Consider the following 19845-nt stretch of genomic DNA (forward strand, 5'->3'; position numbering starts at 1 on the left):
CTGCTGATCGGGATGGTGCTGGACCAGCGGATCCCGGGAAGAACGAGTGGGAGTGGGCGGGACCGCCGCGCGTCATGACAAGGTTGCCGTCAGTGGCGAGGCGTCCGCGGGTGAACCGGATGGTGGCCGTCCCTCTCGCCGGAATGCGCCCGGCGGGACGCCGAACTCGCGCTTGAAGGTCTTGGCGAAGGCGAACTCCGACGAATAGCCGCAGCGCCGGGCCACCGCAGGCAGCGGTGAGTCGGTCTCCCGCAGCAGCCTCGCTGCCATGGTCATCCGCCACCAGGTCAGGTACGCCAACGGCGGCTTGCCGACGAGTGCGGTGAACCGCTGCGCGAAGACCGTACGGGACAGTCCGACCCGCGCGCCGAGCTCACGCACCGTCCATGGCATTTCCGGTTCGGCGTGCATCGCCCGCAGCGCCGCGCTCACCGCGGGATCCGCGAGTGCCGCGGACCAGCCGGTCGACGAGCCGGTCGAATGATCGTCGAACCAGGCGCGAAGCATGTAGAGCAGCAGTAGGTCGAGCAGTGCGGACATGCTCGCGGCCGCACCCGCGCGAGGCTCGGCGAGCTCGGCGCCGAGCAGATCCACCGCGGCCCGCAGCCTCGGGTGATGCCCGACCCGCGCGGGCAGGTGGATGACGTCGGGTAGGTCCGCCAACAGCGGGTGCAGGCGGAAGCGGTCGAACATGTAGGCGCCACAGAGCAACTCGGTGACGGTCCGGCCGCCCGGGCCGGGCCCGCCGTATCCGTCCGCATGCTCGCTGGGGATCGGCCCGTGGGGGTCGGCCCGGAAGTCGGTGAGCGGGCTGGCCGGATCATCGGCGAGGGCATGCCCTGGTTCTCGAGGCAATAACACGATGTCACCGGCGGCGAGCCGGAGTGGCCTGGCGCCCGCCCGCAGCAGCCAGCAGGTGCCCATGAGCACGATGTGGAATCCCGCGCCGTCGGTCGGGGGGAAGCGGATGCCCCAAGGCGCCCACAGGCGGTTGCTGTTCGAGTGAGGACGACCCGCGCGCAACATCGTGACCGCGTCGCTCAGCACATCCATCGCCGAACCTTACCCAGCATCCGCATGGCCGGACGATCAAACATGAAGGCGGGACATCTAGACGTGGATCGTCCCGCCGAGCCGGTCCTACGGTCGATCTCGACAGCGGCATCCGAAGCTGGGAGACGACATGAAGATCGCACTCAATGGCGCGAGCGGATTCACCGGCCGCCTGGCGGTCGCGGAACTCGCCCGCCGCGGCATCGACGCGGTGCTCGTCGGGCGCGACCCCGAACGGCTGCGTGCGGCCGCGGCCGGTACCGGCTTCGAGGTCCGGATCGCGGACATCGGCGACCAGGACGCATTGAGGTCCGCGTTCGGTGACGTTGACGCGGTTGTCAACACGGCCGGACCGTTTGCCCGACTCGGCGCACCCGTCGTGCGCGCCGCAATCGCTGCCGAGGCGCACTATGTCGACACGACCGGCGAGCAGCAGTACATCAGCGATGTCTTCGGCGCCTTTGCCAGCGCCGCCGCGGATGCTGGCGTGACGATCGTTCCGGCGATGGCCGACGACGGCGGCCCGAGCGACTTCATCGGCCACCTGGTCGGAGAGGCCGCCGGGACGGTGGACGTGATGACAGCGGCCCTCTGGTACCGCGACGGTGGCTTCAGCCGCGGGACGCTGCGATCGCTCGACCCGGACCTGCTGTTCGACGGCGCACTGCGGTACGAGAACGGCGGCTGGACGACATATGCCGAGCCGAGTCGCCTGAGCTGGCGCTTCCCGGGCGCGGCCGACGCCGTGCGAGTGGGGAAGGCCGCGCTTCCACCGGTGGTGACGGTGCCGAGGCACGTGCCAGTCAGGAGCATGGAGGGTCTGCTCGGCGGGTCTTTCGACCAGCTGACGGGCGGGATCGACCCCGCGTTCATCGACTCGCTGCCGGAAGGGCCCGACGACGCGCAGCGGAGACAGTCAAAGTGGACGATCTGCGTTGAGGCGGCCACGGCTGCTGGACGCGCCGCGTGCGGTGAGGTCGAGGGCACAGACGGGTACGGAAAGACCGCGGTGATCGCGGTGGAAGCGGCACGCAGGCTGGTGGTGAACGGGGCCAAGGCTGGTGTCCTGGCGCCGTCGCAGGCATTCGATCCGGAATCGTTCCTGGGTTTCCTGTCGGGGCACGGCGTGCGCTGGCTGGTCACCGAAGGCTGAGCCAGGGCGACGACCAGCGCCTTTGTACTACTCCGCGAGCCGGCGACGGCTCGGGCAGACTGGAGCCGACGTGGTCCCGGCGTCGGACGGGCCAGCCCGCGCCGCGTAGTGGCTGTGGTGCCAGTACTCGGGCGCCGTCGACTGCGAGGTGTGCCGGGACGACGCGGAGCCGCCCGGCGAGCTGACCAGCGTCGCCGGCCATCGAACGCGGTCGGCTACGGTTGTGCGGTGGGACTGCACCTGAGCCAGATCGACGAGGCGGACGAGCTGCTGACGAACGATCCGCTGGCGCTCTTTATCGGCATGATTCTGGACCAGCAAGTCGGACAAACAAGGAGCGACGGCTGGCCGATGCGTGTGCGCTGACCTGCTTGCCCAATGAAGATCCACCATCGGAACGCGGCGACCAAGTGTTCTAGCCTCTGGTGGCCGTGCGTCCGCACGGGCGGAATCGGGCCATATACGCCAGGCTGGGCCCACGACGCGCAGTGAAGTGCAGGCCGTTTTGGTCGGCCATCCGGTGTAGGCGGCCGAACGAAATCCAGTGCCGGTCGAAGAACTCGCCCACCACCAATCGCCCGCTGGGCCTCAGTACGCGTGTTGCCGCGCTTAGCACTCGCTCCGGTTCAGGGATCTCGCCAAGGGCTGTAACCACGTAGACCGCGTCAAAGCTGTGGTCCTCGAAGGGCAGTTCACGAGCGTCCGCGCGGTGTGGGTGGATCGTGGAGATTTCATCCCGCCCTGCCTGTGTCATTACGTGGTCCAGCATTTCCTGCTGGATGTCCACGATGTCCAGGCCTCCGTTCGGGCCCAACTGTGGTGCGACGTGCAACGCTTGCAGGCCGGTGCCAGGGCCCAGTTCCAGGATGCGTTCTCCTGCTCGCGGCTGGAGCATCGAGTCCAAATCTGTCTTGGTCAGGAATGGAAGCTGAATATCGAGCAGTCGACGTTGTGCGTATGGGTAGGGTGCCTGATCAGTGAACCACAAGGCTCCCGCCGTCAAAGCAGCGGCACCGGCCGCCGCCGCGATCTTGGTGTGGCGTGTTGGGTAGGTACGGTTCGGCATCCGACTGATATTAGCGTTCATAGTGATTCCTGTTCATTTGTTTCGGACGGTGGGAATGGGCGGCGGATCAGTCGCAAGACCAAGACGGTGCACACGATGGCGATTGGAATTTCCGCGCATACTGCCATCACGATCGCGATAGCCAGCGCGCCTCCGGGTGTCGCCGCGGTAACGTCGAACCAGGCGTCTGTCAGGAGAAGCGCAGCGGCCGCTGTGGCGGTTAGCGTGCAGCGGTTGTCCGCCCGCTTCAGGAATCGACCGGTGGCGAATAAGGCCAGTGCCTCGCAACTGTCCAGACCGACCCAGGCCAGGGCCCAGTGACTATCCATCGCCTTCTTCGGCAAAGACATCGACAGATAGAGAACCCACGGGATCATAATCAGGCCCGCGGTGGCGAAGGCCCTGCCGAGACGTCGCGGGCTTCGGGTACCAGGTCTGTCCGGCACCGCCGACCAGCGCACGTGGTCAGCGCTGCCGAGCGCTTCGATCTTGTTGGTGGTCCGACCTTCCGGGCCCTGCTTCATGCCCGGCGAGAGCCCGCCAATATGGCGGCGCACGATGCCGGACAGGCCAGAAGCGGCCAGCACCTCGCTGGTCCAGAGCGCAGTGATGCCAGGCTACTTGCGGCCAGGACGTGAGGTGCGGGGCGCTCGAGCGACGGGTTCGTTGCGGTGGCATCCACTGGCGCCCAGACCTGCTTGAGCGGGTCGTAGAGCCTAGTTTGGGGCGTCCATCGGCGAAAGGGGCGCCGGAATCGGGCGCGTCCGGGCCGAGGATCATCCGCATCGTCATGGACAAGGTCACACCGGCCAGTGCGGGCGGGCCGCCGTCGCATTTCTTTCGTCGTGTCGCGAAGATTGATCACCGGTGCGTTCATCATGGTCACGAACCTACGAACAGAATGCTATCCGTCGCGTCGGCCGGTGGATGTCACCGTTCCCCAGGCCGTCGGCCCGGGGGTGTACCGGCGCGTACACCCCCGGGCCGACGCGCGGAGCCGACGCCACCGAATACGATCTCCGTATGGAAGAGCTTCTCCAGCGTCTCTCGGCATCGAAGCGCGTGAGCTGGCTGATGTCACAGGCCGTGGTGTTGGCCACCGCCTGCTTCTACGCGGTGATGCTTTGCTGGTCGATCGCTCAGGTTCCGGACCACGACGGCCGGTTCCGGTTTCCCGGCCTCGGGCCCTTCCAGATGATGGGTCTGTGCGTCGTGCTCGCCCTTCCGGTTCTGCTGATGCGCCGTCTGCCGGCAGCGGTCTTCGCGGCGATCCTGGGCGAATCGGTCCTCGGCTACATCTTCGGCGTGCGGGCCGAGGCCGTGTTCGTCCTGCTCGTCTTCTTGGGCGGGCACCTCGCCGTCCGGCGGCCGAAGGCTGCCGCCGTCGGCTCCGCCGCGGCCGTCGCGGCCGTGTTCGTCAACAACATCCACGTCTACCCCGGGGAGAACGTCGGCGACACGGCCCAGTGGGCGGGGCAGTACGCATTGTGGTTCGCGGTCGCGTGGGTATTCGGGGGGGTGTATCGCAAACGTCGTGAATACCTCGAAGCCCTGCACGAGCAGACCGCAGCCCGCACCGTCATCAGCGAGCGGCTGCGGATCGCCCGCGAACTGCACGACAGCGTCGCGCATAGCATCGGGATCATCACGGTGCTGTCGGGAGCGGCGGCGCGGGTCGTGGACACCAAGCCCCAGCAGACGCGGCAGGCGCTGACCGGCATCGAGACCACCAGCCGCCAGACGCTGCTCGAGCTGCAGCGCATGCTCGGGGCGCTCCGCCGCGCCGAGCCGGACGACGCCATGCTGCAGGCCGCTCCGCTGGCGCCGACCAGCAGCCTGGCCGACGTCCCGCAACTCGCCGAACGCACGGCCGACGCCGGGGTGCGGGTCCACGTGACCTGGCAGGGCGAGCGGCGTCCACTGCCGCCGGAGATCGAACTGTCGGCGTTCCGGATCATCCAGGAGTCGCTGACGAACGTGGTGCGGCATTCCGGGGCGCGGACGTGCCGGGTCGCGGTCGGATACGAGCCGGAGGGAGTGACGATCGAGGTGGTGGACGACGGGGACGACGGTCTCGGCGGGCCGGGCCGTTCCAGGCACTCGACGGCGCCCGGCGGGAGCGACTTCGGCCTGCTCGGCATGCGTGAGCGGGTGACGTTGCTGTCCGGCCAGTTCAGCGCGGGCCGGCGTCCGGAGGGCGGATTCCGGGTGGCGGCGAGGCTCCCGGCATGAGCGTGCGGGTGCTGCTGGTCGACGACCAGCCCCTGATGCTGGTCGGGCTCGCGATCCTGATCGGCGACACCGACGACCTGGAGGTGGTCGGCCAGGCCGGCGACGGCCGTGAGGCGGTGCGCCTGGTGCGTGAGCTGCGGCCGGACGTCGTGGTGATGGACATCCGGATGCCGGGCATGGACGGGATCGAGGCGACCCGGCAGGCGACCGCCGAGCCGGAACCGCCCAAGGTGCTGGTGCTGACGACCTTCGACGACGACGAGTACGTCTACGGCGCACTGCGCGCCGGGGCCAGCGGGTTCCTGCTCAAAAGCATGGCCCTGAACGCGATCCTGGACGCGATCCGCGTGGTGGCCGCCGGCGACGCATTGATCGCCCCGAGCGTGACCCGACGGCTGATCGCCGACTTCGCTGGAACATCCGCCACCCCCGCACCGGACACCGAGCCCGCCCAGGACTCACATCTCATCGCAGAGATCACCGACCGGGAGCGCGAGGTGCTGGCACTGGTCGGACAGGGGCTGTCGAACACTGAGATAGCCGAGCGGCTGGTGATCAGCGCGGCGACGGCGAAGACCCATGTCGCGCGCCTGTTCGCCAAGCTCGAGGCTCGGGACCGCGTCCACCTGGCGATCATCGCCTACGAGACCGGACTCGTGCCGCGTAGGCGGTAGGGCAGGATGAGAAGAACGATCGCCGACCACCAGCGCACCTCGGGCCGGGCCGCCGTCGCTGGGCCCGCGAGCGCCACACTCATCGCCGCCTGACGGCCGGCCACCGGCTGGGAATGTGGTCGCGCGGACTAGTCGGCTCTGGAGGCGGCCTCCCGGGCTCGCGGCGACCGCGAGGCCGCTGTTTTGGACGCCGACGATTGTGGACGAGGCGCGATGCCGGCCGACCGACTGGCTGGCGGCCCGGCCGACGGCGCGACGACTGCGTTGGTCCGGCTACTGTGATGACGTGGGACTGCACCTGAGCCAGATCGCCGAGGCGGACGAGCTGCTGACGAACGATCCGTTGGCGCTGCTGATCGGGATGGTGCTGGACCAGAAGATGTCGTAAAGGTGGAGTGGGACGATCTACGTCTGTCGGTGGTAACCCTTGCCGGTCACGCCTGGTGCCGATCCGGCGCTGGTGCTGGGAGAGCCAACCGAGATCATTGCTGCACTGCCGTACCCGATCTTCCCTGGATGTGTGACCGGTCGCCGCGTCGGCTCCGGGTCGTCCGGGGGCCTACTGTTCCGGCGGGTGGCGCAGTCCTTGCAGAAGGCGGTCGACATGGCCGCGCGCCTGCGCGGCGTCCAAGGCCACGTGTCCGACGAGTAGTCGGTACCAGAAGGGGCCGAAGACTAGGTCGACGGCGTGGTCGAGGTCGAGGTCGGCGTCCAGCTCCCCACGATCGATCCCGCGAATGAGCAGGCCCGCGACGACGTCACGCCGGCTCTGCACCCAGGAGCGGAAGGACTCCTCGAAGGCCGGGTCCAGTTGGGCTTCGGCCATCAGGCCGCGCAGAGCCTTGCCACGCAGCGGATAGTCCGCCACGCGGTACAACTCCGCGACGAAGTCGGTCAGGTCGTCTGCGACGGTGCCCGTGTCCGGTCGCGGCATGCGTCCGGCGACGATCTTCCCGTAAGCGTCCATCACCAGCGCGGCCTTGGACGTCCACCAGCGGTAGATCGTGCTCTTGGCGACCCCGGATCGGGCTGCGACGCCCTCGATGGTGACCCCGCCGTAGCCGACCTCTTCCAGGATCTCGACTGCCGCGCGCAGGACGTCGTCGTGCGCGTCCTGACTCCGGATCCGCCCCCCGGTGCGGCGCGGGTGCCCCGGGCGTTCCGAGGCGGCAGGTCTGGCCACCGACGCACGGTATCAATCTGCTAGAGTCTCAATTCAAACGCTACGAAGCGTTTCGATTGAGGAGGGAACCCATGAGCACGATCATCGTGTCCCACGGCTACGGCTCCAGCGACGACAGCGTCTGGTTCCCCTATCTCCGGGCCGCGCTCGAGGTCCGGGGGCACCGAGTCGATATCCCACACCTGCCCGACACCGCGGCTCCGCGCCTGGAACCGTGGCGTACGGTTCTGGCCGCGCGCGCCCGCGTAGCTTCCGCGGGCGACACCGTCCTGGTTGGCCACAGCCTCGGCGGAGTCAACGTGCTCCGGCTGCTCGAACAGCACGACGTCGACAACGAGGGCGCGTTCGCTGGAGCGGTCCTGGTCTCCACCGCCTCCCACGAGGTCGGCTACGACGCGCTCGCGGAGTTCTTCGCCGAACCCTTCGACTGGCCCCGCATCCGCCGAGCGGCCGGGCAGTTCCGGGTGTTGGCAGCCGTCGACGACCCGGTGAACGTCCCCGACCCGGTCGAGCACGTCAAGGATCTCGTTACCGGACTCGGAGCCACCGCTGTCGTCACCCCCACCGGCGCCCACTTCGGTGCGACCCCCGACGACCATATGGACCTACCCGAAGCCCTCCGCCTGGTTCTGGACTGCCTGGGACGTGACCACTGACGGTCGCGTACTCCACCGTCAGGCCAACCGGCCCGACCGGTCCCGGCTCTCAGTCGACGACCAGTTCTCAGCGGTCCCGTTGAGCGCGGCCCATCCGTGTCGCGAACCACGGCGGGTCGAGATCCGGGGTGAGCAGGTGACGGCGGCGATCCTCGGCGTCCGCGTTCGGCCCGCTACGGTGATGTCGTGGGACTTCACCTGAGCCAGATCGACGAGGCGGACGAGCTGCTGACGAACGATCCGTTGGCGCTGCTGATCGGGATGGTGCTGGACCAGCAGATCCCGTTGGAGCGGGCGTTCGCCGCTCCCCGTGAGCTGGCCCGGCGTCTTGGGCAGGCGTTGGATGCGGAGGAGTTGGCGAAGTACGACCCCGATGCGCTGGGTGCGATCTTCTCGCAGGTGCCGGCGCTGCACCGGTTCCCGGGGTCGATGGCCAGGCGGGTGCAGGCGATGTGTCAGCTCGTCGTGGACGCCTACGACGGCGACGCGGCCCGGGTGTGGACGACCGCGGTCGACGGCAAGGAGCTGCTGGGGCGGGTGGCGGCGTTGCCGGGGTTCGGCCAGCAGAAGGCCAAGATTTTTGTGGCGCTCTTGGGCAAGCAGCTGGGCGTGACCCCGCCGGGGTGGCGGGAGGCGTGCGCGCCGTTCGGGGACGCGGGCACGTTCCGTTCCATCGCGGACATCACCGACGTCTCCACCCGTGACCGGGTCCGGGAGTACAAGAAGGCGATGAAGGCCGCCGCCAAGGCAGGATCCGCCTGACGCCGCGACAGCCGGCGGGGTCTGAGGCCGTCGACCGGCCGAGCCTGATCACGAAGGCTTACGGGCCAGGTCATAGGCGAAACTGATGGTCTCGACGAAGGTGTTGTCGGGGCTGTGGGACCGAAGGCTGGCCTCGAGGTCGGCGTCGAAGGCCGCGGCCTGGTCGCCGAGCACCGTGGCGGGCAGGAATGAGGTTGACCGGAGGTAGCCAGCCAGGTCCGGCAGCGTCCATTGATGCTCGAGGCTGAACGTCGAGCGTCCGCGTGTCTCGAAGCCGGCTTCGGACAGGATGTGGAGATCGGGCCGGCGCTGGCGTGTCCGGTTCCAGCCTGAGGGGACGCGCTCGGCGGCCCCAAGCGCCGCCGTCCATCTCTCCACCGTGGCTGAAAGCGCCCGTTGCCAGCTCGCCTCGCCCGCCCAGGGCGAGGATGACCAGCACAGTGCCACGTGTCCGCCCGGTCTGAGCCAGCCGAGGAGGCGGCCAGCGACCAGATCCCGATCGAGTCGGTGGAATGCGTTGCCGATGACCGCCAGCTCAACGGACCCCGTCTCGGCGTGCAGTGTCTCGGCGCTCGACACGATCGGCCGGACCTCGACCGCGTTCGCGGCAGCCACCGCGGAGCGGACGGCCTTTATCATGTCCGCTTCCTGGTCGACGGCCCATACGTCGCGAAACCACCGGCGCAACGGGAACGTGAGCTGGCCCGTCCCGCACGCCAGATCCAGCAGCCTGCCGCATCCGGATGGCCCGGTGCGCCGGACGAGATCGTCGATCAGTGTCGCGGGGTAGGGAATCCGGTACTGGTCGTAGAAGCTGGCGCTTCCCCGGTACAGATCCGGCGCGAATCGCGGGTCGCTCACCGTGTGCGTCCCTCCCGGGCGCCGGGTGCGCCCAGCCTTCGTCCTACTCGCCGCTCGTCGGTCAGGTGGGCCGCGCCGCCCGTTCTCTCAGCGGAGAGCGTTACGGTTGGATGAGATCGAAGGTTGCTGACTTGCTTGTATATTCGGCGTCGCATACGGAAAAAAGACTTTTTCTAGATTGTCACTATTGTAATGAGATCTTCGAGGCCGGCCAGGCCAGCGGCGCTGCGGGTATAAACGCTGGCTCCGTGCGCGTGCGCCGTTGCCGCGATCAGCAGGTCCATCGTCCGTGCTCGTGGCCGGCGGCCGATGTCGACGACTCGGGCGGCCAGTCGTCCACAGGCGAAGACGCCCAGGCGCGCCCCGTAGTGGCGTTCCAGGTCGACCAGCGGTGCGTCGTCGGCGATGCCTGCGGGGCGGGCATCGCCGAACGCCGTGTCGAGGTCACCGTCGTCTCTCGGCCCGCGTCCCATGGATCACGTGATCTGTCGGCGGCCCGGGTGCGCGCGTCGCCGGTACGAACTCGGGCGATGCGCGTTCGGCAGTACTGGAATGATCTCTATGGAGCGAGCTGTCCGGCTGACTGCGGTCGTCACGCACGAAGGCGACTGGTACGTGGCTCGCGCCCTCGAAGTCGAGGTGGCCAGCCAGGGACGAAGCGTCGAGGAGTCGCTGACGAACCTGCGTGAGGCGCTGGAACTCTACTTCGAGGATGAGCCGGTTCCGGCGGTCTCGGATGACGGGCCGATCGTCGCGTCCGTCGATGTCCGCCTGTCAGCGTGACACCCGCGCTGCCTCGAGTCTCCGGTGTGGATGTCGTCCGCGCGTTACGTCGCGCCGGTTTTGACGAGGTGAGGACCAGAGGTTCGCACTGCAAGCTCCGGCACAGGGCTGAGGCTCGTACCGTGATCGTGCCGCTTCACCGCGACCTGGCCACCGGCACTCTCGCCTCGATCCTTCGCCCGGCCGGCATGGACGCCGAGGAACTGCGAACTCTGCTTGCGTGAGTCCCGCGCGCGGCGCGGCGAGCACCCCGGCCGAGTGCGTCGCCTGCGCGCGGACCTTTCCCCAGGTTCCGCGGTGAGGACCACGGGCCGTTGTCCGCCGCCGTCGTGCCTTCCCGCGTGTCGCACAGTCCAGGACGAGCTGGGATCAGGCCTTGCCTGTCGCGGGGCCGGTGGCCCGGGTGGCCGAGCCGACGGCCGCGACCAGGGCGTCACCGCTGTAGGCGATGCCGCCGATGCCCCAGCCGCCGTCGGGGGCGTTCAGAATATTGACCCAGGTGTCCGCCCGGTCGTGGTCGTCCACCGTGAGCGCGTCGACGATGTCGGTCGCCGCGGTGATGAACGCCGCGCGGCTGGCCGGCTCCGGTAGACCGATGTTCGGCAGCTTGAGCTCGACCATGACGACACGCCGGTTGGTTCCCCCCGCGTAGATGTGGCCTGGGTCCAGGATCTGCACGGTGCCGCCGACGAGGGCGGTCAGGAACTCGTTGCCGGCGGCGCCGCTCGCCTCGACCAGGGCAGTGGTCAGTCGAGGCAGGATCTCCCGCTGGCCGATGTCGGTGAGCTCGCCGTGAGGCGCGGTGACGGTGATGGGCACGGGGTGGCCTCCAAGATCGCGCTAGGACGTGCGTACTATAACGACCCTGGCATAGGATGGCCGTACTAGTCAAGCCGAGAGGAGCTGCCTCGTGGCCGACACGCGTGGCCGGATGGTCGCTGCCGCCGTGGACGCGCTGCAGCGTCAGGGCGTCGCAGGCATGTCGTTCACCGATGTTCTCCGGGACAGCGGTGCCGCCCGCGGCGCGATCTACCATCATTTCCCGGGCGGTAAGGCACAGCTCGTCGCCGAGGCGGCGGAGCGTAACGGTGCGGACGTGTGCGCGGCCCTGGCTGCCCTGCCGGCCGGCGACCCGGTGGTCGTGGTCACGGCGTTCCTGGCAGCCGTCCGGCCGGTGCTCGCCACCTCCATGACCGGCGGCGGCTGTGCCATAGCCGCGATCACCGTCGGCGCCGGGGGACGTGATCTCGGCACGGTCGACCTCAGACAGATCGCCGCCGACATCTTCGCGTCGTGGAGCCAGGCCCTGGCCGACCTGCTGGAGTCCGCCGGCCTACCGCGAGCCGAGGCCGCGGATCTGGCCACCACGTTGATCACACTGCTCGAGGGTGCGCACATCATGTGCCGTGCCGCCGGGAACCTCGATCCTTTCGAGCGGGTCGCACGTACCGCTGTGGCGCTTGTCCGCGGCAGGCACAGCGCCGGTGCATGAGCGGCGGGCTCGCTGAGCCCACGCCACCTTCATCGAGCAGGGCCCGCCAGAAACCCGGCGTCAGCCAGGAACTGGAGCCTGTCGGACGATACGGGGACCGCGACATCTCAGAGCGTCCGATGGGCCGCCGCGTTGACATCGGTCGAGCGGCTGACGGCTTCCCAGGAGTCGAGGTCGGCCCGGCGCCGGTCCTGGGCGACCCGAATCGACTCGACTGCGTCTGCGCCCAGGGCAAGGTGCAGCGGCGCGGCCGGCGCTGCGAGGGCGGCGACGATCGCGTCGGCTGCCTTGCGCGGGTCGCCGGGCTGGCTGCCGTCCATCGAGTCGACGCCGGCGCGGGTCGGGCCGACGGTTGACTCGTAGGCGTCGATGCGGCGGGAGTGGTGCATCCCGCGCCCGCCGAACGCGGTCCGGAACGCCCCCGGCTCGACGATCAGTACCCGGATGCCCAGCGGTTCCACCTCGGCCGCCAGCGACTCGGACAGCGCCTCAAGGGCGAACTTGGCCGAGCAGTACGCCCCGAACCCGGGCATCGTCACCTGGCCGCCCATCGAGCTGATCTGGACGACCACGCCGCTGCCCCGCGCCCGCATCCCGGGCAGGACGGCCTGGGTCAGGGCGACCGGGCCGAAGTACATCGTCTCCATGAGCGTCCGCAGGTCGGACAGGTCGATCTCCTCGACCGCGCCGACGGAGCCGTACCCGGCATTGTTGACGAGCACGTCGACCCGGCCGAACCGGGCGGTCGCAGCGTCGAGCGCCGCCTGGATCTGGGCCGGGTCGGTCACGTCGAGCGGCAGGGCCAGGACCCGGCCGTCGGCCGCGGCGACCAGGTCGTCGAGGGTCCGGGGGCGGCGGGCGGTCGCCACGACGACGTCGCCGTGGCGTAGCGCGGCCTGCGCGATCTCACGCCCGAAGCCGGTCGACGCGCCGGTGATGAACCACACGCGCCCGGCCGGACCCGCCCCGTGGATGTCGGAAGTCGTCATGGTCTTGACCGTAGGAGCGGGCGGCGCTGCAGAAAAACAGGTGTTACCTCGGGCGGCCACAGGCCCGGACTGTGGCCGCTTAGGCTGGAGCGGTGACGTGGGAGCCGGTGACGCCCGAACTTCGCCAGCTGCGCTACTTCGTGGCCGCCGCCGAAGAGGGCAGCCTGACCCGGGCGGCGGCTCGGCTGCACCTCGCCCAGCAGTCACTGTCGCAGCAGATCCGCGCCCTGGAACGTCAGATCGGGGCCGCGTTGCTGGTCCGGAGCAGCCAGGGAGTGACGCCCACCGCGGCCGGGACCGCGCTGCTGCGGGAGAGCCGAGTTCTGCTGACGCAGGCCGAGCGGGCGATCGAGGCCGCCCGGCTCGCGGCGCGCAGCGACCGGTCGCCGCTTCGGGTCGGGTTCCTGGTCACGGTGGCGAACTACCTGATGCCCCCGGTGGTGCGGACCGTGCGCGAGCGCCACCCGCACATCGCCGTGCGTGCCGAGGACCTGCCGATCGCCGCGTTGGTCGCGGGCGTCCGGGAGGGCCGGCTCGACGCCGCCCTCACCCGGCCCCCGCTGGTCGACGACCTCGAGAGCGAGGTCGTGCTGCGCGAGCCGGTCGCCGCCGTCCTGCCCGTGGGCCATCGGCTGGCCGGCCGCGACGAGGTGCGGATGGCCGACCTGGCCGACGAGCCGTGGGTGCTCACGCCGAGCAGTTCCTGGCCGCCGTGGCACCGCATGTACGAGAACGATTTCCGCCGGGCCGGCTTCTCCCCCCGGATCGTCGAGCGTGGGACGAGCCCGCAGGGCCTGTTGGCGCTGGTCGCGGCGGGCGTGGGTGTGACCCGTCTGCCCTGCTCGTCTCGTTCCCTGCGCGACAGCGGGGTCGTCTTCGTCCCGCTCGCCGGCGAGGAGACCGAGGTCGTCCTCGTCCGGCGCGCCGGCGCGCCGCCCCCACCGGCCTTCGACGCCCTGCGCCAGGTGGTCCACGACGTCGCCCGCACGACCGACCTGGCCGCCACCGGCTGAGCGCCGACGTTCCGGTGGCACGCCCCATCGCCATCCGGGTGAAGACGTGGCGGACGTTTCGGCCTCCCGGATCGGAACGCGGAGAGCACTCACCCAGACGCGGCGGGCCCCATCTGGGAGAACCGTGTCCTCGCCCTCGCGCGTCGGTGGCCGGAGTGATACGCGCAATCCCTCGTGGGAGGGACGCCGTGTGGTGGGCGGTCCGGGAGACTAGGCGAAATGCCGATGTCACCGCCACGTGGGTTGATCCGATCGGGCTGGATGTCGTCACCCGGCGGGCTTCTCGCATGGTGGGACCGGACGGGGCCGCGCGACTGGTGGGACCGGATCGGGCGGTCGCGGTCCCGGGAGATGGACGTCGCGGTCACCCTCGTGGTGACGGCCGCGACCGTCGTTCCCACCGTTGCCCCCCACCCGCGAGCCTGGTGGATCGTCGGGCTGGCGGTCCTCGCGTCGGTTCCGGTCCGGTGGCGGCGACGTGCCCCCATACGGACGGCGCTGGTCGCCGGACTGGCCATGACGCTGCTGGTGCTGTGGGAGAAGCCGCTGCTTCCGTTCGGGCCGCTGGTCTGCGTCTACACCATCGCCGCGGTAAGCCCGCCCCTGGTGCGCATGGCCGCCGTGCCGGTCATCGGGTCGACGGTGTTCGTCTCGCTCGCGCTGCCGCACGAGGACGCCGATGTCTATCGCGGCGTCGGTACCGCGTTCATCGCCGCCTATGCGCTGGGCACCAGCGCCCGGGCGCGTCGAGCGCACGCGGCGGAACTGGCCGAACGCGCTCGCAGACTGGCGGAGGAGCACGCCGCCGCGGCGGCGGGTGAGCGGGTCCGCATCGCCCGGGACATGCACGACATCGTCGCGCACGCGGTTGGACTGATGATTGTGCAGGCCGAGGCCGGCCCCCTGGTGGTGCGGTCGCACCCGGATCGCGCGGAGGCCGCGTTCGACGCGGTGGCGGACACCGGCCGAGGCGCTCTGGCGCAGCTCCGCGGCCTGCTCGGTGCGTTGCGCGTCACCGGAGACGACGGCGGGACCCATGCCGTCGAACCACTACCGGGTCTCGACAGCATGCCCATGCTCGTCGAACGGGCTGGACAGACGGGCCTCGAGATCAGTTTGGCGGCCGAGGGCCGCCGCCCCGAACGGCCCGTCCCGGCCCATGTCGGCGTGGCGGCCTACCGGATCACCCAGGAGGCCCTGACCAACGTGCTTCGGCACGCGGACGCCCGCCACGCGCACGTGTGGCTACGTTGGACCGAGACCACCCTCACGGTCGAGGTGACCGACGACGGCCGTGGCCCGGGCGACCCGGTCGGCGGGTATGGCCTGGCGGGGATGCGTGAGCGGGCGGCGGTCTGTGGTGGATCGCTGCGCGCGGGTCCGCCGGAGAACCCGCGGGAAAGGGGATTCGTCGTGACAGCCACACTCCCGCTGGGATAGAGAGCCGCTTGGATAGGAGTTGTGCTGCGAGTCCTGATAGCCGACGACCAAGACCTCATCCGCGCCGGCTTCGCCATGATCCTCGACGCCCAGCCTGACATCACCGCCGTAGGGGAGGCCCCCGACGGGGCCACCGCCGTGTTCCGTGCGGCCGAACTGCGGCCGGACGTCGTCCTGATGGACATCCGGATGCCGGTCCTGAGCGGCATCGAGGCCACCCGCCAGATCTGCGCGGCCTCGTCCGCGAAGGTGCTCGTGTTGACGATGTTCGACGTGGACGAGTACGTCTACGACGCGCTCCGCGCGGGCGCCTCCGGTTTCCTGCTCAAGGACATCCGCCGGGACGAGCTGGTGCAGGCCGTGCGTGTGGTGGCCGCCGGTGATTCCCTGCTCGCCCCGTCGGTAACCCGACGTCTGGTGGAGAGTCTGATCAGGCGCCCCAGCCACGGAGTCGTGCCGCGCCTGGCCGTCCGGCTGAAGGAGCTGACCGACCGGGAGGCCGAGACCCTACGGCTGGTCGCGAGCGGGATGTCCAACGCCGAGATCGCTGCGGAACTGGTCGTCAGCGAGCACACGGTGAAGACACACGTCAGCAGGTTCCTCACGAAACTCGGACTGCGCGACCGGGTGCAGGCGGTGGTGTTCGCGTACGAGTCGGGGTTCGTCGTCCCCGGGGACGGGTGACGAGTAGTCCGCACGCATGACCCGCTGGACCGCTCGCACCGGCGATGCGGCGGCGCCCGCGGACACGAAGCATCAAAGGCGGCTCCAGCGAAAGGACCTGCCGCCATGAAGACTTCGATGAAAACAACGACAACGATGACGGCGCCGGTGTCGGCACCCGCGATGACCGCGGCGCGTCGGCTGGCCGCCGCTGTGGCGGCGGCCATGGCGTCGGCGCTCCTGTTCCACCTGGGTACTGGGTTGCGGCCCCACCCTTGGCTCATCTGGCTCGCGCCCCTGCCGGTGCTCTCGGTGGCCCTTCGCCGTAGCGCCCGTGCAGCGTTCGCCATCGCATTCATCGCGTGGCTCGGCGGGGAAAGCCAACTGTGGGGTTACTTTCTGGGAACGCTGGATATGCCGCCACCCGTGGTCGCGTCGATCCTCATCGGCACGGCGTTGGCGTTCGGGCTCGCGGTCGTCGGGACCAGGACCCTGCTCGTGCGGCGGCGGACGCTGACCGCGGCGTGCTTCCTGCCCGTGACGTGGGTCGGCCTCGAGTACCTGCTGTCCTTGACGATGCCGCATGGTGCGTGGTGGAGCCTGGCCTACACCCAAGCCGACCTGCTCCCGGTGCTGCAGACCGTGTCGGTTACCGGCCCGTGGGGCGTGACCTTCCTGGTCCTGCTGGTCCCGAGCGCGGCGGCGGTACTGCTCGTGCCAGGCGTGGCCGGCCGCGTGCGTGTCGCCACGGTCGCCGTGACCCTGCTGGCCGTGGCACTGGGATACGGCGGCTGGCACCTGGCCCGGGCCCCCGGCCGGCAGCCGGGAAAGGTGGCGCTGATCGCCGCCGACCAGCCCGACGACCCGATCTCCCTCGCCACTCCCGCCGGTCGCGATCTGCTGGACCGTTATCTTGCCCGCGTCCGGGACGTGGCCGCGAACGGGGTTCGCGTCGTGGTCATCCCGGAGAAGGTCTTCGCCGCGGACGACAGCAGCCTGCGCGTGCTCTCGGAACCGATGGTTCGCCTCGCCGCGCAACGGAAGGTCGACGTGGTCGTCGGGTTGGTGCTCACCCGCGGCGGGTCAGCCCACAACGCCGCGATCGAGTTCCAGGCCGGCCAGAGCCGGCCGGCCGTTTACCACAAGCGTCACCTCATTCCCGGAGCCGAGGACGACCTGCGTCCTGGTGACGAACCGGTTCTCGTCCCTGGCCCCGCAGGGGAGTGGGCGCTCGCGATCTGCAAGGACATGGACTTCCCCACCCTGGTCCGCGACTACCGGCGGCGCGGCGCGGTGGGCGTCCTCGTGCCCGCGTGGGACTTCGGCAGTGACGGGTGGCTGCACAGCCGCATCGCCGTCACCCGGGGCGTCGAGAGCGGCGTCGCTGTCGCCCGGGCAGCCCGCAGGGGCGACCTGACGGTCAGCGACCCCACCGGCCGGGTGCTGGGCGAGACACGCAGCGACGCGGCCCCCATCGCCGCCGTGGTCACCGCGCTGCCCTCCCCTGCCGCCCCCACCCTGTACGCCAAGCTCGGTGACTGGTTCGCCTGGGCCTGCCTGATCGCGCTCGCCGCCGCACCTGCATCACTACGCCGCTCACACGACAGATGTACGGTCGAGCGAAATGCGGCCTCCGCCGCAAACGCGTCCTCATCGCCTCCGACTCGACACAGGTCGACTACGGTGAAGGCGTCGGACTGCACCTGAGTCAGATCGCCGAGGCGGACGAGCTGCTGACCAACGACCCGTTGGCGCTGCTGATCTGCACCGGCTCCCCGGTTCCGGTCTGACGGGAGCCAGGGTCACCCCAGCCGGAGCGAGCGCGCTACCGCGAAGTCGCGGTCAGTGAGTTCGATGTCGGGTGTTGACCTTAAGTTAGCTTGAAGTCCTAACCTCGTCTGTATGATCTTTACGGATGCTGAGAGTCGGTTTCTGACTCGCCAGGAACGCGGCCACCTGTCGACCATCGGCGCAGCGGGCTGGCCGCAGGTGAAGCCGCTCGGCTTCGCCTACAACGCTGCCCTGGAAACGATCGACATCACGGGGTACGCCATGGCCAGCAGCGCGAAGTACCGCAACGTCCAGGCCGTTCCGCGCGTCGCGTTCGTGGTGGACGAGGTGACCGAGCCGACTGCTCAGGGCGCGCATTTCCTGGAGATCCGCGGCATCGCCGAGACGGTTACGCACGTGTCTACCGACCCGCACCTCGATCCCGAGATTATCCGGATTCGTCCGCTGCGCGTGATCGCCTACAATGTTGGTCCCGACCAGCCCGGTCTGTATGCCCGCAACGTCACCGACCAGACCGCGGGGGCGTGACCCGATGCGTGCTATCGAGGTAAGCCGTTTTGGCGGCCCGGAGGTCCTGGTTCCCGCACAGGTTCCCGATCGTGTCCCGGGCTCGGGGGAGGTCGTCATCGCGGTCAGTGACATCGACGTGATGTTCGTCGATGTCATGATCCGAGCTGGCGCGGGAGTGGGAATCTTCCCGATCGAGCCTCCCTACATTCCAGGCAACGGTGTCGGCGGAGAAGTCGTCGGGGTGGGAGGCGGGGTTGACGCCGACTGGTTGGGTCGGCGGGTCATCGCGCACACGGGAGGGCCTGGCGGATGGGGAGGCTATGCCGAGCAGGCCGTTGCCGCCGTAAACGAGCTTGTGGCGGTTCCGGACAGCGTTGATCTGACCAACGCCGTGGCGGTGCTCCACGACGGGCCGACCGCCCTGAGGATCACCGAGCTTGCCCGAGCCGAACCGGGGCAGTGGATTCTGGTTCTGGGCGCGGCGGGAGCTATGGGCATCCTGCTCGTTCAGCTTCTTCGTCGCCGCGGAGCACGCGTCATCGGCGCGGCACGCGGCACGGTGAAGCTGGATGCCGTGACCGCCGCCGGTGCCGAGGCAGTCGTCGACTACAGCGACCCGGCCTGGACCGACCAGATGCTGGAGGCGACCGGAGGCACGCGTCCCGGCGTGGTCCTCGACGGAGTGGGCGGGAAGCTCGGCCTGGAGGCCTTTGCCCTGGTCGCCGACAACGGCCTCTTTTCCGCCCATGGCGCACCCAGCGGCGCCTTCACCCAGGTCGACCCCGATAGTGCCCGCGGTCGCGGGATCACGATCACCGGCATTGGCGAGCTACAGCTTTCAACCGCCGAACGAGCCCGCCTCGCCGGGCACCTGCTGACCGAGCTCGCCGCGCAGGTACGCCCGGTCATCGGACAGATGTTCCCACTCGCTCAAGCCTCCCAGGCTCACACGGCGATCGAGAACAGGCGCTCGATCGCCAAGACTCTACTGACGACGGGATGATCGGCCTGCCGAAGTGGAGCCCGGCACGCCGGCGCACGATGAACGACGGAGCGTGTCCGTAGCGAGCAGCAGCGACCGCTGGTCAGGGCCACCGTCAGCTAACCGAACAGCGGTAGCCAACCATGTAGCCAAGCCCGCGGAGATTCACGGACGACGACGGCCAGCAGCGGAACCGGCCCCAGGCCCGGCTGCCTGTGGACGAGCCCGGACATCGGCGGACGGACCGAACTGACTCTTTGCACGGCGATAATTGAGGGCATGGGTTATGCCCTGCGCGTCGTAGGCTGGCCTACTTTCGACAGGCAGGACGAACCTTTGGAAATCGTCCTCGGTCGGAGGGAATCTGATCATTTCCTGATCCGGGTCGTCGGGCGCATGTACCCGGAAGCCGGGGATTGCTGGGATGGCAACTGGCTGATCAGCCCCATCACTGCTGATCTGTCTGGCTTCACCGTCAACCTTGACGCCGCCCTCCGGGGCGTGGCCACAACTGCCACGGATCGTTGTCTCGGTACGGGCGT

The 19845-nt window shown here is 69.4% G+C and carries 23 protein-coding genes; 15 read left to right on the plus strand and 8 right to left on the minus strand.

Annotated features, from left to right (window positions below):
- Positions 1-72: 72 nt before the first annotated feature.
- Positions 73-1053 (minus strand): AraC family transcriptional regulator, encoded by a 981-nt coding sequence (locus ND747_RS17970; protein ID WP_251734764.1) that lies wholly within the window; start codon positions 1051-1053, stop codon positions 73-75.
- Between the two features lie 130 nt (positions 1054-1183).
- Here ND747_RS17970 and ND747_RS17975 point away from each other — a divergent pair, with 130 nt between their 5' ends.
- Positions 1184-2206, plus strand: coding sequence for a trans-acting enoyl reductase family protein (locus tag ND747_RS17975; protein WP_251734765.1), 1023 nt, complete (start codon positions 1184-1186; stop codon positions 2204-2206).
- 228 nt (positions 2207-2434) lie between these two features.
- The gene (locus tag ND747_RS17980; RefSeq protein WP_285900732.1) at positions 2435-2572 is read left to right on the plus strand and encodes a hypothetical protein; all 138 of its coding nucleotides are present in this window, start codon (positions 2435-2437) and stop codon (positions 2570-2572) included.
- A 49-nt stretch (positions 2573-2621) separates the two neighbouring features.
- Here ND747_RS17980 and ND747_RS17985 read toward each other — a convergent pair whose 3' ends face one another.
- Positions 2622-3293, minus strand: coding sequence for a class I SAM-dependent methyltransferase (locus ND747_RS17985; RefSeq protein ID WP_251734766.1), 672 nt, complete (start codon positions 3291-3293; stop codon positions 2622-2624).
- Positions 3290-3859 (minus strand): hypothetical protein, encoded by a 570-nt coding sequence (locus ND747_RS17990; RefSeq protein WP_251734767.1) that lies wholly within the window; start codon positions 3857-3859, stop codon positions 3290-3292. The genes ND747_RS17985 and ND747_RS17990 overlap by 4 nt, the downstream gene beginning before the upstream one ends.
- Positions 3860-4295: 436 nt before the next feature.
- Here ND747_RS17990 and ND747_RS17995 point away from each other — a divergent pair, with 436 nt between their 5' ends.
- Together ND747_RS17995 and ND747_RS18000 are read left to right on the plus strand one after the other, a co-directional pair.
- Positions 4296-5504 carry a sensor histidine kinase gene (locus ND747_RS17995; protein WP_251734768.1) on the plus strand — a complete coding sequence of 403 codons (1209 nt, stop codon included), beginning with the start codon at positions 4296-4298 and terminating at the stop codon, positions 5502-5504.
- A complete protein-coding gene (locus tag ND747_RS18000) occupies positions 5501-6178 on the plus strand; it encodes a response regulator transcription factor (RefSeq protein ID WP_251734769.1) in 678 nt (225 codons plus the stop codon). Before ND747_RS17995 ends, ND747_RS18000 begins: the two co-directional genes overlap by 4 nt.
- A gap of 559 nt (positions 6179-6737) precedes the next feature.
- On the opposite strand, the gene ND747_RS18005 is transcribed toward ND747_RS18000, so the two are convergent.
- Positions 6738-7361: a TetR/AcrR family transcriptional regulator gene (locus ND747_RS18005; protein WP_251734770.1), complete on the minus strand. Its 624-nt coding sequence runs from the start codon at positions 7359-7361 to the stop codon at positions 6738-6740.
- Between the two features lie 71 nt (positions 7362-7432).
- On the opposite strand from ND747_RS18005, the gene ND747_RS18010 reads away from it, so the two are divergent.
- Positions 7433-8017, plus strand: a complete 585-nt coding sequence (locus ND747_RS18010; protein ID WP_251734771.1) for an alpha/beta hydrolase — start codon at positions 7433-7435, stop codon at positions 8015-8017.
- 186 nt (positions 8018-8203) lie between these two features.
- Complete coding sequence (locus ND747_RS18015) at positions 8204-8779, plus strand: HhH-GPD-type base excision DNA repair protein (RefSeq protein ID WP_251734773.1); 576 nt, start codon at positions 8204-8206, stop codon at positions 8777-8779.
- Between the two features lie 48 nt (positions 8780-8827).
- Here the strand turns inward: ND747_RS18015 and ND747_RS18020 are convergent, their stop codons facing one another.
- Positions 8828-9640, minus strand: coding sequence for a class I SAM-dependent methyltransferase (locus ND747_RS18020; RefSeq protein ID WP_251734775.1), 813 nt, complete (start codon positions 9638-9640; stop codon positions 8828-8830).
- A gap of 173 nt (positions 9641-9813) precedes the next feature.
- A complete protein-coding gene (locus ND747_RS18025) occupies positions 9814-10113 on the minus strand; it encodes a hypothetical protein (protein ID WP_251734777.1) in 300 nt (99 codons plus the stop codon).
- A gap of 88 nt (positions 10114-10201) precedes the next feature.
- Here ND747_RS18025 and ND747_RS18030 point away from each other — a divergent pair, with 88 nt between their 5' ends.
- Positions 10202-10423 (plus strand): type II toxin-antitoxin system HicB family antitoxin, encoded by a 222-nt coding sequence (locus ND747_RS18030; RefSeq protein WP_251734778.1) that lies wholly within the window; start codon positions 10202-10204, stop codon positions 10421-10423.
- A 26-nt stretch (positions 10424-10449) separates the two neighbouring features.
- Positions 10450-10647, plus strand: a complete 198-nt coding sequence (locus tag ND747_RS18035) for a type II toxin-antitoxin system HicA family toxin (RefSeq protein ID WP_308204654.1) — start codon at positions 10450-10452, stop codon at positions 10645-10647.
- 145 nt (positions 10648-10792) lie between these two features.
- Here ND747_RS18035 and ND747_RS18040 read toward each other — a convergent pair whose 3' ends face one another.
- Positions 10793-11242, minus strand: a complete 450-nt coding sequence (locus tag ND747_RS18040) for a hypothetical protein (RefSeq protein ID WP_251734782.1) — start codon at positions 11240-11242, stop codon at positions 10793-10795.
- A gap of 91 nt (positions 11243-11333) precedes the next feature.
- Between ND747_RS18040 and ND747_RS18045 the strand changes: the two genes are divergently transcribed.
- Entirely contained in the window at positions 11334-11915 is a 582-nt protein-coding gene (locus ND747_RS18045) for a TetR/AcrR family transcriptional regulator (RefSeq protein ID WP_251734784.1), read from the plus strand.
- Positions 11916-12022: 107 nt separating this feature from the next.
- Here the strand turns inward: ND747_RS18045 and ND747_RS18050 are convergent, their stop codons facing one another.
- Complete coding sequence (locus ND747_RS18050) at positions 12023-12904, minus strand: oxidoreductase (protein ID WP_251734786.1); 882 nt, start codon at positions 12902-12904, stop codon at positions 12023-12025.
- Positions 12905-13011: 107 nt separating this feature from the next.
- On the opposite strand from ND747_RS18050, the gene ND747_RS18055 reads away from it, so the two are divergent.
- From ND747_RS18055 to ND747_RS18080, 6 genes are all read left to right on the plus strand, one after another.
- Positions 13012-13917 carry a LysR family transcriptional regulator gene (locus tag ND747_RS18055; RefSeq protein ID WP_251734788.1) on the plus strand — a complete coding sequence of 302 codons (906 nt, stop codon included), beginning with the start codon at positions 13012-13014 and terminating at the stop codon, positions 13915-13917.
- Positions 13918-14268: 351 nt separating this feature from the next.
- A complete protein-coding gene (locus ND747_RS18060) occupies positions 14269-15357 on the plus strand; it encodes a sensor histidine kinase (protein ID WP_251734790.1) in 1089 nt (362 codons plus the stop codon).
- A 75-nt stretch (positions 15358-15432) separates the two neighbouring features.
- Positions 15433-16041, plus strand: a complete 609-nt coding sequence (locus ND747_RS18065) for a response regulator (RefSeq protein ID WP_374216259.1) — start codon at positions 15433-15435, stop codon at positions 16039-16041.
- 105 nt (positions 16042-16146) lie between these two features.
- A complete protein-coding gene (locus ND747_RS18070) occupies positions 16147-17727 on the plus strand; it encodes a nitrilase-related carbon-nitrogen hydrolase (RefSeq protein WP_251734793.1) in 1581 nt (526 codons plus the stop codon).
- Positions 17728-17922: 195 nt separating this feature from the next.
- Positions 17923-18339, plus strand: coding sequence for a PPOX class F420-dependent oxidoreductase (locus ND747_RS18075; protein ID WP_251734795.1), 417 nt, complete (start codon positions 17923-17925; stop codon positions 18337-18339).
- Between the two features lie 4 nt (positions 18340-18343).
- The gene (locus ND747_RS18080; RefSeq protein ID WP_251734797.1) at positions 18344-19324 is read left to right on the plus strand and encodes a zinc-binding dehydrogenase; all 981 of its coding nucleotides are present in this window, start codon (positions 18344-18346) and stop codon (positions 19322-19324) included.
- Positions 19325-19845 lie beyond the last annotated feature (521 nt).

The organism is Frankia sp. R82, from assembly GCF_023716925.1.
GTDB lineage: Bacteria > Actinomycetota > Actinomycetes > Frankiales > Frankiaceae > Frankia.

What these genes read in the sequence shown, in the direction of transcription:
- ND747_RS18065 (WP_374216259.1), top strand. Translation starts at nt 15,433, where the DNA reads ATGATCCTCGACGCCCAGCCTGACATCACCGCCGTAGGGGAGGCCCCC.
- ND747_RS18050 (WP_251734786.1), bottom strand. Translation starts at nt 12,904, where the DNA reads ATGACGACTTCCGACATCCACGGGGCGGGTCCGGCCGGGCGCGTGTGG.
- ND747_RS18060 (WP_251734790.1), top strand. Translation starts at nt 14,269, where the DNA reads ATGGACGTCGCGGTCACCCTCGTGGTGACGGCCGCGACCGTCGTTCCC.
- ND747_RS17985 (WP_251734766.1), bottom strand. Translation starts at nt 3,293, where the DNA reads ATGAACGCTAATATCAGTCGGATGCCGAACCGTACCTACCCAACACGC.
- ND747_RS18010 (WP_251734771.1), top strand. Translation starts at nt 7,433, where the DNA reads ATGAGCACGATCATCGTGTCCCACGGCTACGGCTCCAGCGACGACAGC.
- ND747_RS18000 (WP_251734769.1), top strand. Translation starts at nt 5,501, where the DNA reads ATGAGCGTGCGGGTGCTGCTGGTCGACGACCAGCCCCTGATGCTGGTC.
- ND747_RS18080 (WP_251734797.1), top strand. Translation starts at nt 18,344, where the DNA reads ATGCGTGCTATCGAGGTAAGCCGTTTTGGCGGCCCGGAGGTCCTGGTT.
- ND747_RS17975 (WP_251734765.1), top strand. Translation starts at nt 1,184, where the DNA reads ATGAAGATCGCACTCAATGGCGCGAGCGGATTCACCGGCCGCCTGGCG.
- ND747_RS18070 (WP_251734793.1), top strand. Translation starts at nt 16,147, where the DNA reads ATGAAGACTTCGATGAAAACAACGACAACGATGACGGCGCCGGTGTCG.
- ND747_RS17995 (WP_251734768.1), top strand. Translation starts at nt 4,296, where the DNA reads ATGGAAGAGCTTCTCCAGCGTCTCTCGGCATCGAAGCGCGTGAGCTGG.
- ND747_RS17970 (WP_251734764.1), bottom strand. Translation starts at nt 1,053, where the DNA reads ATGGATGTGCTGAGCGACGCGGTCACGATGTTGCGCGCGGGTCGTCCT.
- ND747_RS18075 (WP_251734795.1), top strand. Translation starts at nt 17,923, where the DNA reads ATGATCTTTACGGATGCTGAGAGTCGGTTTCTGACTCGCCAGGAACGC.
- ND747_RS18030 (WP_251734778.1), top strand. Translation starts at nt 10,202, where the DNA reads ATGGAGCGAGCTGTCCGGCTGACTGCGGTCGTCACGCACGAAGGCGAC.
- ND747_RS18025 (WP_251734777.1), bottom strand. Translation starts at nt 10,113, where the DNA reads ATGGGACGCGGGCCGAGAGACGACGGTGACCTCGACACGGCGTTCGGC.